The sequence below is a fragment of the Paenibacillus sp. LjRoot153 genome (genome assembly GCF_964253085.1).
GTDB lineage: Bacteria > Bacillota > Bacilli > Paenibacillales > NBRC-103111 > Paenibacillus_E.
Map to the genome: position 1 here is coordinate 3,603,512 of NZ_CAXUQH020000001.1, position 15,728 is coordinate 3,619,239.

Sequence of the window (15,728 nt, forward strand, 5' to 3'; positions counted from 1 at the left end):
ACATGCACTTAACAAAACGTTTTTTCACGATGAATACGCTGGCTGTGCTGCTTTCCATTGGTTTGACGATCTTGGCTGTCATTATTTTTGTTGCTACGTATACGAAAGTTTTGGGCCGCGAAGTCGGTATAGAGCAGTTTCAACGAGCGTTTGAGGTTCGTGCAGCCATCAGTGAGATAAAAAGAGAAGCGCTGATCCTGGGGTTCGAGGGACTCCTGGATACGAAGTATCAACAAGAGCTCACTGATCGCGTGAACGTTTTGAATGCCAGTGCGATCCTTATCGTGGGTAGAGAGGTTAGGTTCGCCACACAACATTTTAATAAGATAGATATTGAGAAAAGCTTAATGCTCTCCAGTGAGTCAAATCGCAATGAGATTGAACTTGATGGTAAAACATATATGTTTAATCGAGCAGATTTTAAACTCCCGTCAGGCGATTCGGGTATTCTGCTGCTGCTTGCACCAATCAAGGTGAATACCGAGGTATATTGGATGCTTGGCATCTTTACGATTAGTTTTTTCACAGTAGTTTTTTTGCTGATGAATGTTTGGATCTCCTATAAGTTCTCACGTAGAATTATTATACCGATCTCCAGACTAACGGAAGCTGCGATCAAAATTCGGGAAGGCGATCTAAGCAGTGAAATTTCAGAAGATGGCGAAGGGGAGATTCGGGAATTAGGGATAACCTTGGAGTTAATGCGGATCAAGCTGAAGGAATCGGTTTATATCCAGCAAAAATATGACGATAATCGAAAGTTTCTAGTTTCAAGTATTTCTCATGATTTAAAGACGCCTGTGACTTCCATTAAAGGCTATATCGAAGGCATTATTGATGGGGTTGCGAAGACGCCTGAGAAGATGGAGGAGTATCTGGAAACAGCCCGTTCCAAAGCTATATTGGTCAATGCGATGATTGATGATCTACTTCTATATTCCAAACTCGATTTGAATCAGCTTCCTTACCATTTTGAGAAGAGCGATTTGGCCAGTTATTTCGAGGATTGTGTTGCAGATCATAAATATGAATGTGAAAAGGCGAACGTAGCCATATCATTAATAAATGAATTAAAAGAGCCTGTCAAAGTTTTAATTGATGGCGAAAGATTAAAGAGGGTTGTGCAAAACATCATTGACAATGCCATGACGTATGCCGGAAAAGCAAATGGTAAGATTGATATTATACTTAGGGAAACTAGAACATCAGCGATTATTGAAATAAAGGATAATGGAAATGGCATACCCGAGGACAAACTTCCTTTCATATTTGAACGATTTTATCAGGTAGATCCCTCAAGAAAGAACGGAAGTGGACTGGGTCTAGCCATTGCTAAGCAAATTATTGAAGGGCACGATGGGAAAATATGGGCTAAAAGCGCTGTAGGTGAGGGAACCGGGATTATGATCTCTCTTAAAAAGTTCTAACTAGGTTTGGAGGTTATGATGAAAAGAATTTTGATCGTCGAAGATGACCAGAGTATTGCCAATTTGCAAAGAGATTATCTGGAGTTAAGCGGTTATTCAGTTCGGATGGTAAACAACGGCAATGATGGTCTGAGAGCGCTCAAAGAGGAAGCGTTTGAGCTTGTTATCTTAGATATCATGCTGCCCGATATAGATGGGTTTGAAGTGTTGAGAACGATACGTGAGAATGATGATATTCCTGTGCTTTTGGTATCGGCGAGAGCAGAGGAAATATATAAAGTGAATGGTTTAGGCCTCGGTGCGGATGATTATATTACAAAGCCGTTCAGCTCAGGGGAGCTCGTGGCTCGAGTAGGTGCCCATCTGAAAAAGTTCGAGCGGATGAAAGAGCGATTTGGAAAAGGTATGGAAGGAAGCACCACTATCCAGATTAGGGGTCTTGAGCTTCAAAAGGAAGCTAGACGCGTGTTTGTGAACGGAAACGAAGTTGTTCTGGCTCAAAAGGAATTTGACCTGCTTCTGTTTCTTGTGCAATATCCGAATCGGGTATTTGGCAAGGAAGAGCTGTTTGAGCGGATCTGGGGAATGGATGCGATGAGTGACGCCTCCACGGTAACGGTTCATATTGCCAGGATTAGGGAGAAAATCGAGGAAACCCCATCTAAACCTCAGTATATAGGAACTGTTTGGGGATCCGGGTATAGGTTTATGGTATGAACCTAAGAATGACTAGTGCCTAAGTGTTCGCTATCTTGATAAAATACATAGCATCTATTATATTGAGAACAGTGTATGTAAATGGGTTGCATAGCCCGAAGGAGTAAGACATGTGCCGAAATATTAAACCACTTTTCAACTATGAACCGGTTGTGACAGAAGATGAAGTTCGGGCGGCGTCCCTGCAATTTGTGCGCAAGATATCGGGGTTTACCGAGCCTTCTAAAGTGAATGAAGCAGCATTCCAGTTGGCTGTTCAAGAGGTAGCTTTGGCAGCACAGAAGCTAATGGATTCTTTGGTTACGCATGCGGAACCTCGGAATCGAGAAGTAGAAGCGCAGCGAGCCAAAGAACGAAATGCAATCCGCTTTGGAACGAAGGAAGTTTAATTGATTGAAGGAAAAGGCTTTTCTCTATGGAGAATAGCCTTTTTTCATGCCCGAAAACGGGACTTTAGTTGCCTGATGGTGTCAGGTCTCGTTCTTTTGGCATATGCTGTAAATACCAAATGGAAAGTAGGTGATGGCAAGTGACGAAAGGGTTTGATTGTTCAACACCGCTTACGGCACAAAAAGCGGCTGCTTTCGTCGGACAGGGTTATACATTTGTCGCCAGATATTTGGTTCCAAGTGGTGCAAAGGCATTAACGAAATCAGAATCTGACGCAATTAGTGCAGCTGGCTTAGAGTTGGTTTCTGTTTTTGAGACAACGGCGAGTCGTGCTCTTGGCGGTAGAAGTGCTGGTTTGGCTGACGGTGCAACTGCTTTGCAGGTTGCAGCGGAAGTGGGTCAACCGGAGGGCAGCTGTATCTATTTTGCTGTTGATTTTGACGTGTCGGCTGCACAAATGCCAACGGTTATCGCATATATCAAAGCGGCGAGTGAAGCTACGCCTGCTTACACGACGGGTGTGTATGGTTCATACGCCGTCATGGAGGCCGTATATGCCGCAGGAGCCTGCTCTCGGTTCTGGCAAACCTATGCTTGGAGCGCAGGTAAGAAATCGACGTTTATTCAGATTTATCAATATCTAAACGATGTCATGGCGAATGGTATAGCTGTTGATTATGATGAATCGTATGGGAATGAAGGTTGGTGGAATAAAAGGATTGCGCCAGAACCACCTAGCTATCCGCTTACTGTTAATGATGCAAATGCGATCATTCCCTTCCTTTCAGCGGGATATGGAGCAACCTCATCCGTACCTGCACAAAATGAGTTTCATCGACTCGCTAATGAATTACGTAAGGTTTCAGGTCAATCCTTGCAATAATATAAAAGAAAGCCCGGCAGTTATGGATATTTCCATAGTGCGCCGGGCTTTACTCATTGGATTACCGCACTGCGTATGTACCATCGATCTTGTACAGAGGCACGTTCAAGATGGAAAATCACGTGGCGACTGGACACCGCGGAAGCCCTAGCGGCTGTCATCGTCACGTCGACTGCCGTGTCGAACTTCAGGAGCTGGGACACGTCCTGCTCCTTGAACTTGGACAGGCGGCGCATGCTTCGCACATGCATCGCCTGTTCTTGCCCAGTGGTGACCTGCAACAGCTGCAGGTCACCTTGGTGTGCGGCGCTGATCCATACGTCGATCAGCGCCCAGGGCGAGAGCTTGCTGACGTAGTCCAGCAGCAAGCCTGCGGCTCGGTGCACCATGACCTGGTGCGCTGGGTCAACGGAGCGGGAGCCGTGGGTCACGCTCCCGAGGAAGTGAATACAGAAATGACCGTTGAAGTCATTTCCCGGTATACCATCACCGCCATGCGGCATGCCATGCATGGAGGCGGCGAGCGTGCGGCCATTCAGCTTCACTAGGACCGCTCGGCGGTCCCAGCTCCATTGGCCGCCATAAATGCTTTTGAGCGTCGCGGAGTCGGTTTTCGTTAGCGGCTGCACATCCGCATGGTGGGAGCCCGCGCGACGCTGCCCTTCGAAGCTAAGTCCGCTCATCACATCAAGGACGGTGAATGAACTATATTTGGGAAGAACAAGACTTGCTTCTTCCCAAGGCAGCAGCTCGCCATAGTGTTTGGCGCGAAGGGATTGTACTTGTGTCATCAATGTTTCCTGAGCCGATCTTGGCAGGATGATACGTTGCTTCGAAGTCCAATCAACGACATCTCCGCTTGGGGTGACCCCTAGAAGGATTGTTTGCCCCTTTTTGTCATACATGAGCCTGGTGTCCGGAGGAATCGCTTCTGCAGAAATATCGCCTGCCGTGCTCTCTTCCAATGCGCGTTGTAATGTTTTATTGACGAAGGTAAGTTCTGTTTGATAAAGAGCTCCTGGCGATGCTTTGACTTGAAGTTGAATGGTTCCCGTCTCGACAGCCATCTCTTTGTGTAACGGTTCCGTATGCTGTGCTTGCGAACTACTGCTAATTCCTTGACTCAAAAGCTGAGTTAGAAGGAAGGTGAGAAATAGTAGTCGCAGCTTACTGCGATTTCGACTTGATAACATTGGAGCTTCCTCCTTTTTCGTATGGCATTCTTGTCAAAGATACGTGTTGGCTGTTTTGCATGAAATTTGAAAAGCTTGGTTGTCTAAAGTTCTCTTGTCTGATTTAGATTGTGATAAAATAACAAAAGTATACGATGGATCAATGATTTAGTAACGAAAGGAAGGAGAGACGGATGGAGGACTATAAAGGAATACCTTTTGAATTACATATGTCAGAGCAGCGAGTCGTACGAGGCGATATTTATAAAGCCAAGTATGAACCGAGTAAGGGCACATTATTGCTCTTGCATGGTTATAAAGGCTTCAAAAACTGGGGGATGTTTCCCTATGTAGCAAGCGAATTAGCGGAAACTGTTGATGTTGTCGCCTTGAATTTTTCCCATAATGGTGTGGGTGACAATTTGATGGATTTTACAGAGCTTGAGAAATTCGCAGGTGATACGTATACAAAAGATCTAGAGGACTTACAAGTTGTTATTGCGGATATTCACAAACAAGCGGGCACTGATAAGCCAATCTTATTACTGGGTCATAGCAGAGGAGCGGGAGTGAGCTTGATCTATGCATTGGATCATCCTGCGGAAATTGCAGGCGTCATCAGCTGGAATGGTATTGCTCATGTAGATTTGCTAACACCGGAGAATAAAGCGGAGATGAGGGAAACGGGACGCTCCTACACCTTAAATGGGCGAACGAAGCAGATGATGCCGCTTGATCTTGAAATCCTAGAAGATATGGAACGCAACGAAGAGAGATTTGATATTGTTGGCAGAATTCGTGAAGCGACCTTCCCAATTACACTTGTTCAAGGCACGGAAGATGGGGAACGGTTGATCAAAGGTTCTGAGAAGCTAGTCGCGAACAACGCAGCTATTCAATGGGTGAAGATTCCTGGGGGCAACCATACCTTTGGGAGTGTACACCCGTTTCAAGGAGAGACGCAGCCACTGAGAATGGCGATAGAGGAAACGAGACGTTCAATACGAAGCATGCTGAATCTGTAAATTTGGTGTTTAAGGGCTTTCTGGGAGTAGATTATGCTACTTCTGGAGAGCTTTTTTAGTGCTATCGACCTATAAAATCACAACTTTACGTCGAAATATAGGTATTTTTGCAGGAATATGTTGGTAAATGACGAAGTAGAATATTTAGAATTATTGAAACTACAGAAAAGGGAGAACAAGATGGCTATCAAATCAATCAAGTACAAAATCATTTGGCCTTTAATGGTCGTATTGTTTGCTGTGTCCGTAGGGACAGCGACACTTACGTATCAGCAGACGGCAGAAAGTCTTCATGAAAAAGGCTTTACGACGCTAGAAACGGCTAGAATTGGTATTGAAAACGCAATAATTGCGAGAAAGACAACGGAAAGTGTGATGGAGAAGGAGATGGTCGGACAAGCAGCCCTTCTGTCGTATATGTATGATAAAATCCCGATGAATTATAAGCAAGCAGTCGAAATAGCTGAGCGCTCCGGTATAGATGAGTTTTGGATTACCAATGCACAGGGTCAGTTAGTACTAACGAATGCGGGCGAAAAGATTGATTTCAATTTCGGTGCTGATCCTAAAAATCAAGCTTACGAGTTTATGGATTTAATTTCTGGTAAGCAGAAAATCGTAACACAGCCGGCTCAACAGCGAAGTGTCGATCCTAAAGTGTATAAATATGTCGGAGTGTCCGGTTGGTCTTCTCCACGCATTGTACAAACGGGAAGAGATGGAGCTACGCTAACTGAACTCGATAGTAAAATAGGGGCGAAGCCGGTGCTGACGCAATTAAAGTCAGAGCTGGGCGGAGATGTGCTATTCGCGGGAGTCGTTGATTCCACGGGCAAACTCGTTGCCTCATCCGATGATGCCATTACGCAGTTAGACGCGAAGCTGCTAGACTCCCTTAGCGTTAGTCTAACCGGGGACCACAAAGCATATCAGACGATGTCGTACAATGGTACGAAAGCGAAGTATTACTTTAGAGCTTTGTCGACGGGTCAAGTGCTTGTACTGACGTTGTCTGAGCAAGTCTTGACAAACTTCTTCTACACGACATGTATAGCCACATTGGCAGGCTTACTAATTGCATGGGGTATATTATTTTATATTGTTAGTCGCCAGTTTAAAAGGTTGGAGAGACTACAATCAGCCATGGTTGCTATTGCTCAGGGGGATGGAGATTTAACGAGAAGGCTTCCCGATAGCTCGATGGATGAAATCGGCAGACTGTCGATGGCGACCAATCAATTTATTGAGAAAATTCATGTGATTGTCAAGGATGTCAAACAATCTGCAAGTCTGAGTAAAGGTAATGCCGATCATATTAAAGATTCGATGAAGCAAACCAATATGATTTCCTATGAAATTAATACGACCATCCACGAATTGGCGACGGCCGCTTCAAGTCAGGCAGAGGTAGTAGAGGATGGATTAAATGGCGTTCACGAATTGGCGGAATTAATTGATGACACGAAGGGACATGTTCAAATTCTACAGAATAATAGTGCGATTATTCGCGAGAAGGAGGAGCGTGGCGCTGAAGCGATGCGAGCGATGATCGAGTTGATCCGCAATAACGTTTACGTGACCAAAGAAGTAGCGTCTAGCGTAAGCAAACTTATGCAGGATATTGACGCCATTAAAGAGATGGTCACCACGATTCACGCCATCTCGAGACAAACGAATTTACTTGCGCTTAACGCTTCAATTGAGGCAGCACGAGCTGGAGAAAACGGCCGCGGATTCTCCGTAGTCGCTGCTGAGGTGAGAACACTTTCAGTTCAAGCAGGCGAGGCATCTGAGCATATTCAGACGTTGATTGAGAATGTTTTGCACTCTGCACAGCAAACATCCGCAGCGATGGAGCAGTCGCTTCACATCGTTGGTTCACAAGAAGAGAACGCAGGACAGACATCGGATACATTTGATTTCATTAATTCCTCTTTGCTGCAAATTCACGAATCCATTGAAAGTATCTCGGCAGATATGGAGCATGTCGATAACCGTAAAAACATAATCGTTGGATTTATCGAGCTTTCCTCAGCGAGTACCGAAGAAACGGCAGCAAGTTCCCAGGAAGTTTTGGCCAACGTCGAGACGCTGGGACAAATGTTCGATCGAGTACATAAAGAATCGATAGAGCTTCATGATCAGATGACAAGCTTGCAAAATGTGGTTGATAGATTTAAGGTGTGAAGTCTTTTGTTTAAGAACCCTGGGAGGGGTTCTTTTTTTGCATTGGCGAGAAGTGAACGGAAGATGTTGAAGTAGTCCGTTAGGTATTGTAATTAAAAAAAAGAAAACCCGTGAAGCAGAAGGCTTCACGGGTTTCTGTGTTATATGACCTGTAGTGGGCTCGAACCACTGACCCCTACCCTGTCAAGATAGTGCTCTCCCAGCTGAGCTAACAAGTCGTTTATGGATACAGGTAGTAATATAACAAAAAATCGAGATATTGTCAATTGTTGGGCTGTGTTACTTACGCCAGAAAAAGATCAGCTTATGCAGGATGGAATAAGGCTTTCGTTTCTTTTTGGAACGCGGAATAAAGGAGATTGAATCGGTTTCTTCGTTTGAAGATTTTTTTTCTTTTGCGAGTAGAAGGGATAGCTCATCTGGTGTAATTCCTCGTGATGTCATTGCAAGTTGTCAGCCTCTCTAGTCATGAATGTGAAGTTAATGTATCATAACTATGCGATGTTTCCTAGTATGGCTTTCATCTTGCGTGAATTTATGGTAACTTGAGATCATTAGAGTTTGGGAGGATTAGGCTATGACGAAACAACAACATCGTTGGAATTTACGTTTGAAGAGTAGTAATATGTATTTAGGAACTGTATATCTGGGCGATCCACTACCTGAAGTGGAAGATGTGATCATGATCGGTGAGAAGAAATATACGATTCTTGAGCTCGGCAGCACGCGTGATGCGAGTGACGTATTTGTAGAAGAAGTAAAGAAAAAGTAACTGAAATAGGCGAAGGAGCAGATCTAAGTGATCAGCTCCTTCGTTTTTTTATGCAATGTGATATAAGGACGCAAGGCAATCAACGAACATTTTATTATACTCTTCACGTGAGAGATCTTTACTGCAAGCGATGTCTCTTCCTAGAAATTGGAACCAAGTGATTTCTGTAAGATTTTTTTTATACACAAACTTGTCATGCTGAATAAGAAAGGTATCGTTTTCGAAAAAAGGAACTTTGTCAAATTGAAGGGCAGGTTCGTTTTGCTTTTCGCTCACTAATGTGGCCAGTAGAATTAACATGCGGAAAGGATCGCGGAAAATTTCATATTGCGTATTCATGGATTCAACACTCCTTTTTCTAGTTAGGGGCAAGATAATCATACTAAAACTAGAGGATTAATTATAGACGTTTGCAGAAACTGGTGAGGAAATTCAAGGGAAACCGGAGGAATTTGAAGGAAATAGAAAAAAGACTGAAGGTCACTCTAAGGAGGATCGAGTGATTCAGTCTTTTTTGAGCTTGCTCCTACATCAAAGGATTAGCGTTTGTAGCCGCCTAAAGATTGTTCAGCCATTTGCACTAATCTTTTTGTGATGTTGCCACCGATTGAGCCAGCATCACGTGTTGCCAAATTACCGTTGTAACCAGAAGGGGAGAGAGGGACACCAATTTCCTGAGCGACTTCATACTTCATTTGATCAAGTGCTGCCTTTGCTTCTTGTACGACTAAAGTGTTTGATCTGTTAGCCATTCAAAATCATCTCCTTTTTATTGGTACACCAGTATTATTTGAATGTTCAGAATATTTATTCGCTGAAATCAAAAAAAAATAATTTTTAGTATGTTAAAATCAATAAACCCCCAACTGTGAAGTTGAGGGGGATATTTGATCATGTATGATAACGGTTTCATTATTCTTCGGATTGTTCTGCTTCTTCCTCTGCAGCAGCTGCTTCTTCAATCGCTTCTGCGATCACTTCTTCAGCCTCTTGACTTACCACTTCTTCAGTGGATTCAGCAGAGATTTCTTCTTCGTTTTGTGAAACAACTTCTTCTTCTTGGCTCATGTTTGTCACCTCCTCCGATACGTATAGTAACATTGTAGCATTTCTAATAGGTTATACAAGTAGGATGAAAGCGAATCTATCAGATTTAATGTAGACTTAATTGTTTTGTCATTCTATAGGGAAATTATCATGCGAAGTAAGTCGAATGAAAGGAGAAAACCTACTATTTTCAAGGGTTTCAGCTTGTATGCATGTTTTGTTTTACTATGAATATAAATGAGGCTAAGCAACAATATTCAATGTTTTACTATGCTGAGTTTCTATGAAAACTCATAGGAGGAATCCGAATGAATCGGTCGGATGTTATTTTAGAGCTACAACTTGTACCGGAATTGCTGAAACAAGCGGAAGCTATTTATGTCGATGCCGTATCTGAATTGAATTGGGCAAAGCATATGCTTCTAACGAAGGAGTATGAAGTAATTGGTGAAGGCCTCGTAACAGGGAAGAATGAGCTTCAGCGGCAAGCGGAATTATGGCCACACACGAAAGAACTACAAAAACAGGTTCTACAGATGGAAGATGCGGTTGAGCATACGAAGGTGGAGTTTCACTTTTACAAACGGAAATTAGAAAACCTACAAATCATCGCCAAGCTCATGACTATTTTGTAATCTCATTTAAAACGCATGGAAGAAGAGGATGCCCCTGTAATCGAAAGATTGCAGGTTTTTTGCATTTGAAACGGATGGTTTAGAAAATTTGTTAGTTGTCATGTGGTTATCGTGAAGGGCAGTTGTGCATCCTAAGGGTAGCATATACCAATGTATGGTTTTACAGGAGGATTGTACAAAATGAAATCAGTTCAAATTATGATGACGACCTGCTTGGGTCTCATGATGTTGACAGGTTGCCAAACAGTTAAAAGTACCTCAGTATCAGAGGCCACCACATCGCCGGAAACGATAAGTGTTGCGCTAATAGGATCCAATAACCAATCGGTAGGTTCAGCGCAATTAACCGCTGTCAGAGATGGTGTACAGATGGATGTACAAGTCAGCGGGCTTACGCCTGGTGTTCATGGTCTGCACATTCATGAGAAGGCTATATGTGAAGCGCCAACGTTTGATTCAGCAGGTGGGCATTTCAATCCACATAAGAAGGAGCATGGCTTCCTAAATCCGAAGGGGGCACATGCAGGCGATCTGCCAAATCTCATTGTGGATGCGCAAGGTAATGGACGATTTAGTAGTGTTACGAAGTCAGTAGTCTTACAAAAGGACAAGCCTAACTCGCTGTTTAAACCGGGCGGATCTAGTTTAGTTGTCCATGAGAAAGCAGATGATTTGAAAACAGATCCATCTGGCAATTCGGGTAAGCGGATTGCTTGCGGTGCTGTGAAATAAGGGAAGGAAGGGTTTCGACAACATGATCAAAACACAGGATCTCAAGCTGCAAATGGATGAATTAACTAAACAAAATGATATGGTACTCATTGAACTAGAGCAGGTCAAAAAAATGTTGATCTCAAGTGCGCAAGGCTCACAAGACAGCCAGGGGCAGCAGCAAGCAGCTTCTGGTAATGGAGATGCCGCGCCAAATGAGTCGGCGAAAGATATGTCCCAAAATCAAAGCCAAGATCAGGGCCAGAGTCAATCACAAGGCCAAAATCAGAATCAAGCACAAAATCAAGGTCAGAATATGAAATCAAACCAAGGAAACACTAATAATCAGCAGGTAACTGATTTGGCGAATGAACTTTTGAAAATTAAAGATTTAGTCGTGAAACTGGAACAAAAGACATCGCAGTACGTCAGCAGTCAATCAAATGGCTCGCTAACGGAAAAGGATGCGGTGAATCTCATTTTGACGTTAATGAATGGGATGGTTGACTGGGCGAGCGAATTTGTCTCATCTAAGGCTTCTTCTAATGGTCAAGTTCAATAACGGAAACATATGAGAAACAGCAAAAAAAGGCTGAGAGCACTCAGCCTTTTTACTTTTTCTATAATGGATTAATTAGGACTGTACAGCTTTGGGTTGTAGGTTCATTTGTTTGGCGCAATACTCAATAATTTCGCTACGTCTGACTATCCCAATGAATTTGTCGGAGTCATCGACGACAGGTACGAAGTTTTGTGCTTTCGCCAAATCAATCAGGTCCACCATGTCAGCATGAATATGAACGGGTTTATTTTTAACACGAAGAGGAACCTCTTCAAGTACATGGCGATGAGCGTTCTCAAAGCCAATATGCGCTGAATTTTTGAGATACCAAAGTAAATCTCCTTCTGTAACGGTTCCTACATAATGACCATCATCAGAAAGTATCGGGACAGCGGTATATCGATGATACTCCATACGCTCCAATGTTTGACGAAGGGTTGCTTGTGGAGTCGCGGTAATGACCTCGGATTTAGGTAACAGGAAAAAAGCGATATTCATCAGTCACACTCCTTACAAAAGAATCAATGTGTCTAGTATATCAAACTTTGCGCATAGAATCTAAACCTGTGATGGATGCTAGTAGTGAGGTGAATGGAAATGAATCGAGCATTGACTACAGCTGTGATTGGTATGGGTGCCGCTCAAGCCATCAAAGTACCTTTAACGTATATGTTCAGCAAAAAATGGGATTGGTCACAATTGGTTCAAACAGGTGGAATGCCGAGTTCGCATTCTTCAGGTGTTACGGCACTCGCTACCTACATCGGGATGAAAAGAGGTTTCTCAGCCATTGATTTCGCAGTGAGCTCCGTATTCGGGGCTGTCGTCATGTATGATGCGATGGGCATTCGTAGATCAGCTGGCGAGATTGCGGTAGAAGTGAATGATTTAGACGAAAAGGTTGAGCGGATTGCTCAGCAGCATCCTGGGATATATCACGCAAGAAGACGCAAAGCTCTTAAGGAACGATTAGGTCATTTACCAAGGGAAGTTGCAGCTGGCGCACTCCTAGGGTTTGCGATTGGTGCTTGCAGTTATTTGTTGGAAAGAAAATGATGACGCGAATTTTGTACATGTGGACAACATTTCTGGAATGGGATAAGATCAAGAAACGATCTTAGAGAGGAAGAAGCCCACATGGAAACTATTCGTGTTACAACAATGGATCAACTGAAAGCTTGTTTTGCTGTGCGATTTAACGTATTTGTTGATGAACAGCAAGTACCCGCACATCTTGAAATGGATGAAAAAGATGAGTCTCCTGAAGCCTGCCATCATTTTCTCATTATGGATGGCGAAGTTCCGATTGCTACTTCCAGATGGTATGAATACCAAGAAGCAACAGCCAAATTACAACGTGTTGCTGTCTTAAAAGATTATAGAGGACGTTCGCTTGGGAAGCAACTCATACTTGCTATGGAACAACAGGCTCTCGAGCTTGGTTGCAAATATGCGATTCTTGATGCGCAATGTCAAGCAGAAGGCTTCTACAGTCAGTTAGGCTATACGGTGATCTCAGATGAGCCTTTCTATGATGCTGGAATCCTGCATGTCAGAATGAAGAAAACACTTTAACTTACAGCTGAATTGTCATTTCCAGTGATCATGCTAATGGCAAGTGGGAAAGTAAGAATAAATCGTGTTCCTATACCGAGCTCGCTCTCTACTTCTAATGTACCTTGATGATCTTGTACGATTTTATAGCAAATCGATAGCCCTAAACCTGTACCTGTTTCTTTGGTAGTGAAGAAGGGATGGAAAATCTTCTCGAGTTGATCACTCGGTATGCCGGGACCATTATCCGCAATAACTAAAGTCGCGTTCTTCTGATCGCGGCTTAATTTAATATGGATGGAACCGTTTGCTTCCATGGCTTCACAAGCATTTTTCATCATGTTTAACAAGAGTTGTATCATTTTATCTTGATCCATAAGCATATGAACGGCATAGGTTGACTCATGAAAATGTATCTCATGTCCTGAGCTGGTGGCTTCGGATTCAATAAGCGAAATAACTTTGAGCACGCATTCATTTAACGAATGGGTTTGAAAGATAGTTTGGTGCGGCTTGGAGAATTGAAGGAACTCACCCGTCAAATCACTCATCCGATCAATCTCATCCATGATGAGGCCATACCAACTTTCAATATTGTAATCGTTTGCTTTTGATAATTGCAGAAAACCTTTGACGGTTGTTAAGGGATTGCGAATCTCATGAGCCATGCCAGAAGCTAGTTCTCCGACGACACGTAGTTTCTCTGAGCGCTGCATTTGTTCTTCGCGTTTTAACCAAGATTCACGTTTCTTCATAAATAGATTATGCTCCGCGTGCAAAATAAGATCATCTTTCGTCAACGCGTCTTGAGGAAATATGGCGATCCCATACGTATTTTGGATGCCAGTAAGCTTAGGGAGTTCAGAATCCAACTTCTGCTGGTAAGAGGCTGTTGTCAGAAAATCCTTGTGAAGCGGCATGACGACAGCGAATTCATCACCGCCATATCGCGAGATAAATAGCGCTTCTTTGAATAGGATTTGAAGGAGATCAGCCATTTGTTTTAGCACGAAATTACCTGCTTGAAAGCCGCCAGAGGTATTCATTGCTTTCAGATCTGTACAGTCAATAAGAAACAGCACAAGGGGCTGATGTAGTTTGATTTGCTGTTCGAGTCTTCGATGACATTCTTCATAATTATAGAGACCAGTAAGGGAGTCTTTTTGCGTTAATAAATGACGCTCATTGCGGATGCGCTCCATTTTCCCGCTACGGAGATGGATTGTTCGTGTTAGCCAAGTGACGGCAGCAAAGTCGAGAATACTCATGAATCCAAACATGGATTCTCTCGAAGCAGATTGCATTATGAAATTAACCGTATTCAAATAAATGATCATGGAACTCACGGATAATAGCCATGCTCTCCACTTATTTTCTTCCTTGTAGGAATAGTGTGATAGCGTTAATAAATATAAAGGATAGCATAAGGCCGATTGTCCAAGTACGTGAATTGAAGCAATGAGGAGTAGTTGAAACCAAGGCATAGCAGGATGTGAAGAGTGGAAGCGAACAGATAAGACAAATAGACAAACAGCTAGAAGAAACAAAGGGATATTCAAGACCGAGTGCAGATAAATCGTATATAGGCCATACAAGATCACATAAACATAATAAACCACATTGATAATCACCATATCAGCTCCCGATTGGAAATTTCCGCAGTTCTCATACTCTTGTGACATGTTCTATACTTGTCATAAAATCCCTGCTGTTCTTCAAAAAAAAATGAAAAACGATGGGGGAATTAATCGAAAGAAGCCTTGAGAAAGTTAATTCTCAAGGCTTCGGCGTGCAGCAAGATCACTCGGTGATTTCGATGATTTCATGTTTATGGATAAAGGTCATGTGACCCGTTTTACCAATGAATTCTGGCATGTGATCGTCATAATGCATCAGATACACGAGCTTCTGAATATCATCTGGAAGGGTAAGTAGTTCATCCAATGTTGTATGTACATAACCGGGTCCGATTAATTGACAATCGTGAAAAATGGTGTGACAATTTCTGGTATGGACAACTTCGTTGATGAGGAAGTCATTATTAAATTTCAAATCAGCACTATAGAATGTCCGGTGATTTATAAAGATTGAATAGTTAAGCTTCTGGGCAATGTGCAAGGTAGGGATGATTTCAATTGTAAGCCCTGGTGAGATTTGATAAGGCACTCGCTCCTGTAGAAAAACAAGTTCGAAATAATCCTGAAGCTGATGAAAACCTTCCTCTGGATTATAGAGTCCGCCTTTCAGACTATTCTCCCAAAGAACTTCAGCTAATGCCTCGGTAACATAAAGCTGCACGCGTTTGCGGTTATATTGATAGAATAAACGAAAGGCTACTTCTTCAAGCCCGCCTATATGATCAGCATGGATATGTGAAATGAGAATACCATCAATTTGATCGAGCTCTAACCCGATCTCGTTAAGTGATTTAGGCACAGTGGGTCCACAATCAATAAGCATAGTGGCATCGGTAGATCGAATTACTGCACTTGTATTGTAATATAATTTGGAAAAGGCACTGCCGGTTCCCAACATTTGAATTTGCAAACTCATTCAGCGTCCTCCAATTTTCGACAAAAATCCATCTTTTTCTAATGTAACATGGGAGGTTGCCGACTTTCAACCACTATATATAGAAATAAAGAA

19 protein-coding genes and 1 tRNA gene are annotated in these 15,728 nt (G+C 42.9%); 12 read left to right on the forward strand and 8 right to left on the reverse strand.

What is annotated here, in order from left to right; translation table 11 throughout:
* Positions 1 to 2 precede the first annotated feature (2 nt).
* The 4 genes from ACSQ8P_RS15075 (at position 3) to ACSQ8P_RS15090 (ending at position 3,417) form a co-directional block, all read left to right on the forward strand.
* Positions 3 to 1,427 carry a sensor histidine kinase gene (locus ACSQ8P_RS15075; protein ID WP_436235929.1) on the forward strand — a complete coding sequence of 475 codons (1,425 nt, stop codon included), beginning with the start codon at positions 3 to 5 and terminating at the stop codon, positions 1,425 to 1,427.
* Between the two features lie 18 nt (positions 1,428 to 1,445).
* Positions 1,446 to 2,144: a response regulator transcription factor gene (locus ACSQ8P_RS15080; RefSeq protein WP_436235930.1), complete on the forward strand. Its 699-nt coding sequence runs from the start codon at positions 1,446 to 1,448 to the stop codon at positions 2,142 to 2,144.
* 110 nt (positions 2,145 to 2,254) lie between these two features.
* Positions 2,255 to 2,533, forward strand: coding sequence for a DUF2277 domain-containing protein (locus tag ACSQ8P_RS15085; protein ID WP_057314704.1), 279 nt, complete (start codon positions 2,255 to 2,257; stop codon positions 2,531 to 2,533).
* 140 nt (positions 2,534 to 2,673) lie between these two features.
* The gene (locus tag ACSQ8P_RS15090) at positions 2,674 to 3,417 is read left to right on the forward strand and encodes a DUF1906 domain-containing protein (RefSeq protein ID WP_436235931.1); all 744 of its coding nucleotides are present in this window, start codon (positions 2,674 to 2,676) and stop codon (positions 3,415 to 3,417) included.
* A gap of 53 nt (positions 3,418 to 3,470) precedes the next feature.
* Here ACSQ8P_RS15090 and ACSQ8P_RS15095 read toward each other — a convergent pair whose 3' ends face one another.
* Complete coding sequence (locus tag ACSQ8P_RS15095; RefSeq protein WP_436235932.1) at positions 3,471 to 4,610, reverse strand: hypothetical protein; 1,140 nt, start codon at positions 4,608 to 4,610, stop codon at positions 3,471 to 3,473.
* Between the two features lie 173 nt (positions 4,611 to 4,783).
* Here ACSQ8P_RS15095 and ACSQ8P_RS15100 point away from each other — a divergent pair, with 173 nt between their 5' ends.
* Positions 4,784 to 5,614 carry an alpha/beta hydrolase family protein gene (locus ACSQ8P_RS15100; protein WP_436235933.1) on the forward strand — a complete coding sequence of 277 codons (831 nt, stop codon included), beginning with the start codon at positions 4,784 to 4,786 and terminating at the stop codon, positions 5,612 to 5,614.
* A gap of 180 nt (positions 5,615 to 5,794) precedes the next feature.
* Positions 5,795 to 7,801 (forward strand): methyl-accepting chemotaxis protein, encoded by a 2,007-nt coding sequence (locus ACSQ8P_RS15105; RefSeq protein WP_436235934.1) that lies wholly within the window; start codon positions 5,795 to 5,797, stop codon positions 7,799 to 7,801.
* A 145-nt stretch (positions 7,802 to 7,946) separates the two neighbouring features.
* Here the strand turns inward: ACSQ8P_RS15105 and ACSQ8P_RS15110 are convergent.
* Positions 7,947 to 8,019: transfer RNA gene (locus ACSQ8P_RS15110), tRNA-Val, on the reverse strand.
* Positions 8,020 to 8,378: 359 nt separating this feature from the next.
* Between ACSQ8P_RS15110 and ACSQ8P_RS15115 the strand changes: the two genes are divergently transcribed.
* Complete coding sequence (locus tag ACSQ8P_RS15115; protein WP_056612572.1) at positions 8,379 to 8,573, forward strand: hypothetical protein; 195 nt, start codon at positions 8,379 to 8,381, stop codon at positions 8,571 to 8,573.
* Positions 8,574 to 8,621: 48 nt separating this feature from the next.
* Here the strand turns inward: ACSQ8P_RS15115 and ACSQ8P_RS15120 are convergent, their stop codons facing one another.
* The 3 genes from ACSQ8P_RS15120 to ACSQ8P_RS15130 form a co-directional block, all read right to left on the reverse strand.
* Positions 8,622 to 8,912: a hypothetical protein gene (locus tag ACSQ8P_RS15120; RefSeq protein WP_436235935.1), complete on the reverse strand. Its 291-nt coding sequence runs from the start codon at positions 8,910 to 8,912 to the stop codon at positions 8,622 to 8,624.
* Positions 8,913 to 9,112: 200 nt separating this feature from the next.
* Complete coding sequence (locus tag ACSQ8P_RS15125; protein WP_056612568.1) at positions 9,113 to 9,325, reverse strand: alpha/beta-type small acid-soluble spore protein; 213 nt, start codon at positions 9,323 to 9,325, stop codon at positions 9,113 to 9,115.
* Between the two features lie 160 nt (positions 9,326 to 9,485).
* A complete protein-coding gene (locus ACSQ8P_RS15130) occupies positions 9,486 to 9,641 on the reverse strand; it encodes a hypothetical protein (protein WP_436235936.1) in 156 nt (51 codons plus the stop codon).
* A gap of 287 nt (positions 9,642 to 9,928) precedes the next feature.
* On the opposite strand from ACSQ8P_RS15130, the gene ACSQ8P_RS15135 reads away from it, so the two are divergent.
* From ACSQ8P_RS15135 to ACSQ8P_RS15145, 3 genes are all read left to right on the forward strand, one after another.
* Positions 9,929 to 10,255 (forward strand): hypothetical protein, encoded by a 327-nt coding sequence (locus ACSQ8P_RS15135; protein ID WP_173108545.1) that lies wholly within the window; start codon positions 9,929 to 9,931, stop codon positions 10,253 to 10,255.
* Positions 10,256 to 10,435: 180 nt separating this feature from the next.
* On the forward strand, positions 10,436 to 10,987 hold the full coding sequence (locus ACSQ8P_RS15140; protein ID WP_436235937.1) for a superoxide dismutase family protein: 552 nt from the start codon (positions 10,436 to 10,438) through the stop codon (positions 10,985 to 10,987).
* Positions 10,988 to 11,009: 22 nt separating this feature from the next.
* Positions 11,010 to 11,528 carry a hypothetical protein gene (locus tag ACSQ8P_RS15145; protein ID WP_436235938.1) on the forward strand — a complete coding sequence of 173 codons (519 nt, stop codon included), beginning with the start codon at positions 11,010 to 11,012 and terminating at the stop codon, positions 11,526 to 11,528.
* A 72-nt stretch (positions 11,529 to 11,600) separates the two neighbouring features.
* On the opposite strand, the gene ACSQ8P_RS15150 is transcribed toward ACSQ8P_RS15145, so the two are convergent.
* Entirely contained in the window at positions 11,601 to 12,026 is a 426-nt protein-coding gene (locus tag ACSQ8P_RS15150; protein ID WP_436235939.1) for a CBS domain-containing protein, read from the reverse strand.
* Between the two features lie 93 nt (positions 12,027 to 12,119).
* Between ACSQ8P_RS15150 and ACSQ8P_RS15155 the strand changes: the two genes are divergently transcribed.
* Together ACSQ8P_RS15155 and ACSQ8P_RS15160 are read left to right on the forward strand one after the other, a co-directional pair.
* Complete coding sequence (locus ACSQ8P_RS15155; protein WP_436235940.1) at positions 12,120 to 12,584, forward strand: divergent PAP2 family protein; 465 nt, start codon at positions 12,120 to 12,122, stop codon at positions 12,582 to 12,584.
* A gap of 81 nt (positions 12,585 to 12,665) precedes the next feature.
* Positions 12,666 to 13,103, forward strand: coding sequence for a GNAT family N-acetyltransferase (locus ACSQ8P_RS15160; protein WP_436235941.1), 438 nt, complete (start codon positions 12,666 to 12,668; stop codon positions 13,101 to 13,103).
* On the opposite strand, the gene ACSQ8P_RS15165 is transcribed toward ACSQ8P_RS15160, so the two are convergent.
* On the reverse strand, positions 13,100 to 14,764 hold the full coding sequence (locus tag ACSQ8P_RS15165) for an ATP-binding protein (RefSeq protein WP_436235942.1): 1,665 nt from the start codon (positions 14,762 to 14,764) through the stop codon (positions 13,100 to 13,102). The genes ACSQ8P_RS15160 and ACSQ8P_RS15165 overlap by 4 nt on opposite strands.
* Positions 14,765 to 14,882: 118 nt before the next feature.
* Positions 14,883 to 15,635: an MBL fold metallo-hydrolase gene (locus ACSQ8P_RS15170; protein WP_436235943.1), complete on the reverse strand. Its 753-nt coding sequence runs from the start codon at positions 15,633 to 15,635 to the stop codon at positions 14,883 to 14,885.
* Positions 15,636 to 15,728: the final 93 nt, after the last annotated feature.

What these genes read in the sequence shown, in the direction of transcription:
- ACSQ8P_RS15085 (WP_057314704.1), top strand. Translation starts at nt 2,255, where the DNA reads ATGTGCCGAAATATTAAACCACTTTTCAACTATGAACCGGTTGTGACA.
- ACSQ8P_RS15075 (WP_436235929.1), top strand. Translation starts at nt 3, where the DNA reads ATGCACTTAACAAAACGTTTTTTCACGATGAATACGCTGGCTGTGCTG.
- ACSQ8P_RS15155 (WP_436235940.1), top strand. Translation starts at nt 12,120, where the DNA reads ATGGAAATGAATCGAGCATTGACTACAGCTGTGATTGGTATGGGTGCC.
- ACSQ8P_RS15120 (WP_436235935.1), bottom strand. Translation starts at nt 8,912, where the DNA reads ATGAATACGCAATATGAAATTTTCCGCGATCCTTTCCGCATGTTAATT.
- ACSQ8P_RS15140 (WP_436235937.1), top strand. Translation starts at nt 10,436, where the DNA reads ATGAAATCAGTTCAAATTATGATGACGACCTGCTTGGGTCTCATGATG.
- ACSQ8P_RS15145 (WP_436235938.1), top strand. Translation starts at nt 11,010, where the DNA reads ATGATCAAAACACAGGATCTCAAGCTGCAAATGGATGAATTAACTAAA.
- ACSQ8P_RS15170 (WP_436235943.1), bottom strand. Translation starts at nt 15,635, where the DNA reads ATGAGTTTGCAAATTCAAATGTTGGGAACCGGCAGTGCCTTTTCCAAA.
- ACSQ8P_RS15165 (WP_436235942.1), bottom strand. Translation starts at nt 14,764, where the DNA reads ATGTCACAAGAGTATGAGAACTGCGGAAATTTCCAATCGGGAGCTGAT.
- ACSQ8P_RS15095 (WP_436235932.1), bottom strand. Translation starts at nt 4,610, where the DNA reads ATGTTATCAAGTCGAAATCGCAGTAAGCTGCGACTACTATTTCTCACC.
- ACSQ8P_RS15150 (WP_436235939.1), bottom strand. Translation starts at nt 12,026, where the DNA reads ATGAATATCGCTTTTTTCCTGTTACCTAAATCCGAGGTCATTACCGCG.
- ACSQ8P_RS15105 (WP_436235934.1), top strand. Translation starts at nt 5,795, where the DNA reads ATGGCTATCAAATCAATCAAGTACAAAATCATTTGGCCTTTAATGGTC.
- ACSQ8P_RS15135 (WP_173108545.1), top strand. Translation starts at nt 9,929, where the DNA reads ATGAATCGGTCGGATGTTATTTTAGAGCTACAACTTGTACCGGAATTG.
- ACSQ8P_RS15125 (WP_056612568.1), bottom strand. Translation starts at nt 9,325, where the DNA reads ATGGCTAACAGATCAAACACTTTAGTCGTACAAGAAGCAAAGGCAGCA.
- ACSQ8P_RS15100 (WP_436235933.1), top strand. Translation starts at nt 4,784, where the DNA reads ATGGAGGACTATAAAGGAATACCTTTTGAATTACATATGTCAGAGCAG.
- ACSQ8P_RS15130 (WP_436235936.1), bottom strand. Translation starts at nt 9,641, where the DNA reads ATGAGCCAAGAAGAAGAAGTTGTTTCACAAAACGAAGAAGAAATCTCT.
- ACSQ8P_RS15115 (WP_056612572.1), top strand. Translation starts at nt 8,379, where the DNA reads ATGACGAAACAACAACATCGTTGGAATTTACGTTTGAAGAGTAGTAAT.
- ACSQ8P_RS15160 (WP_436235941.1), top strand. Translation starts at nt 12,666, where the DNA reads ATGGAAACTATTCGTGTTACAACAATGGATCAACTGAAAGCTTGTTTT.
- ACSQ8P_RS15080 (WP_436235930.1), top strand. Translation starts at nt 1,446, where the DNA reads ATGAAAAGAATTTTGATCGTCGAAGATGACCAGAGTATTGCCAATTTG.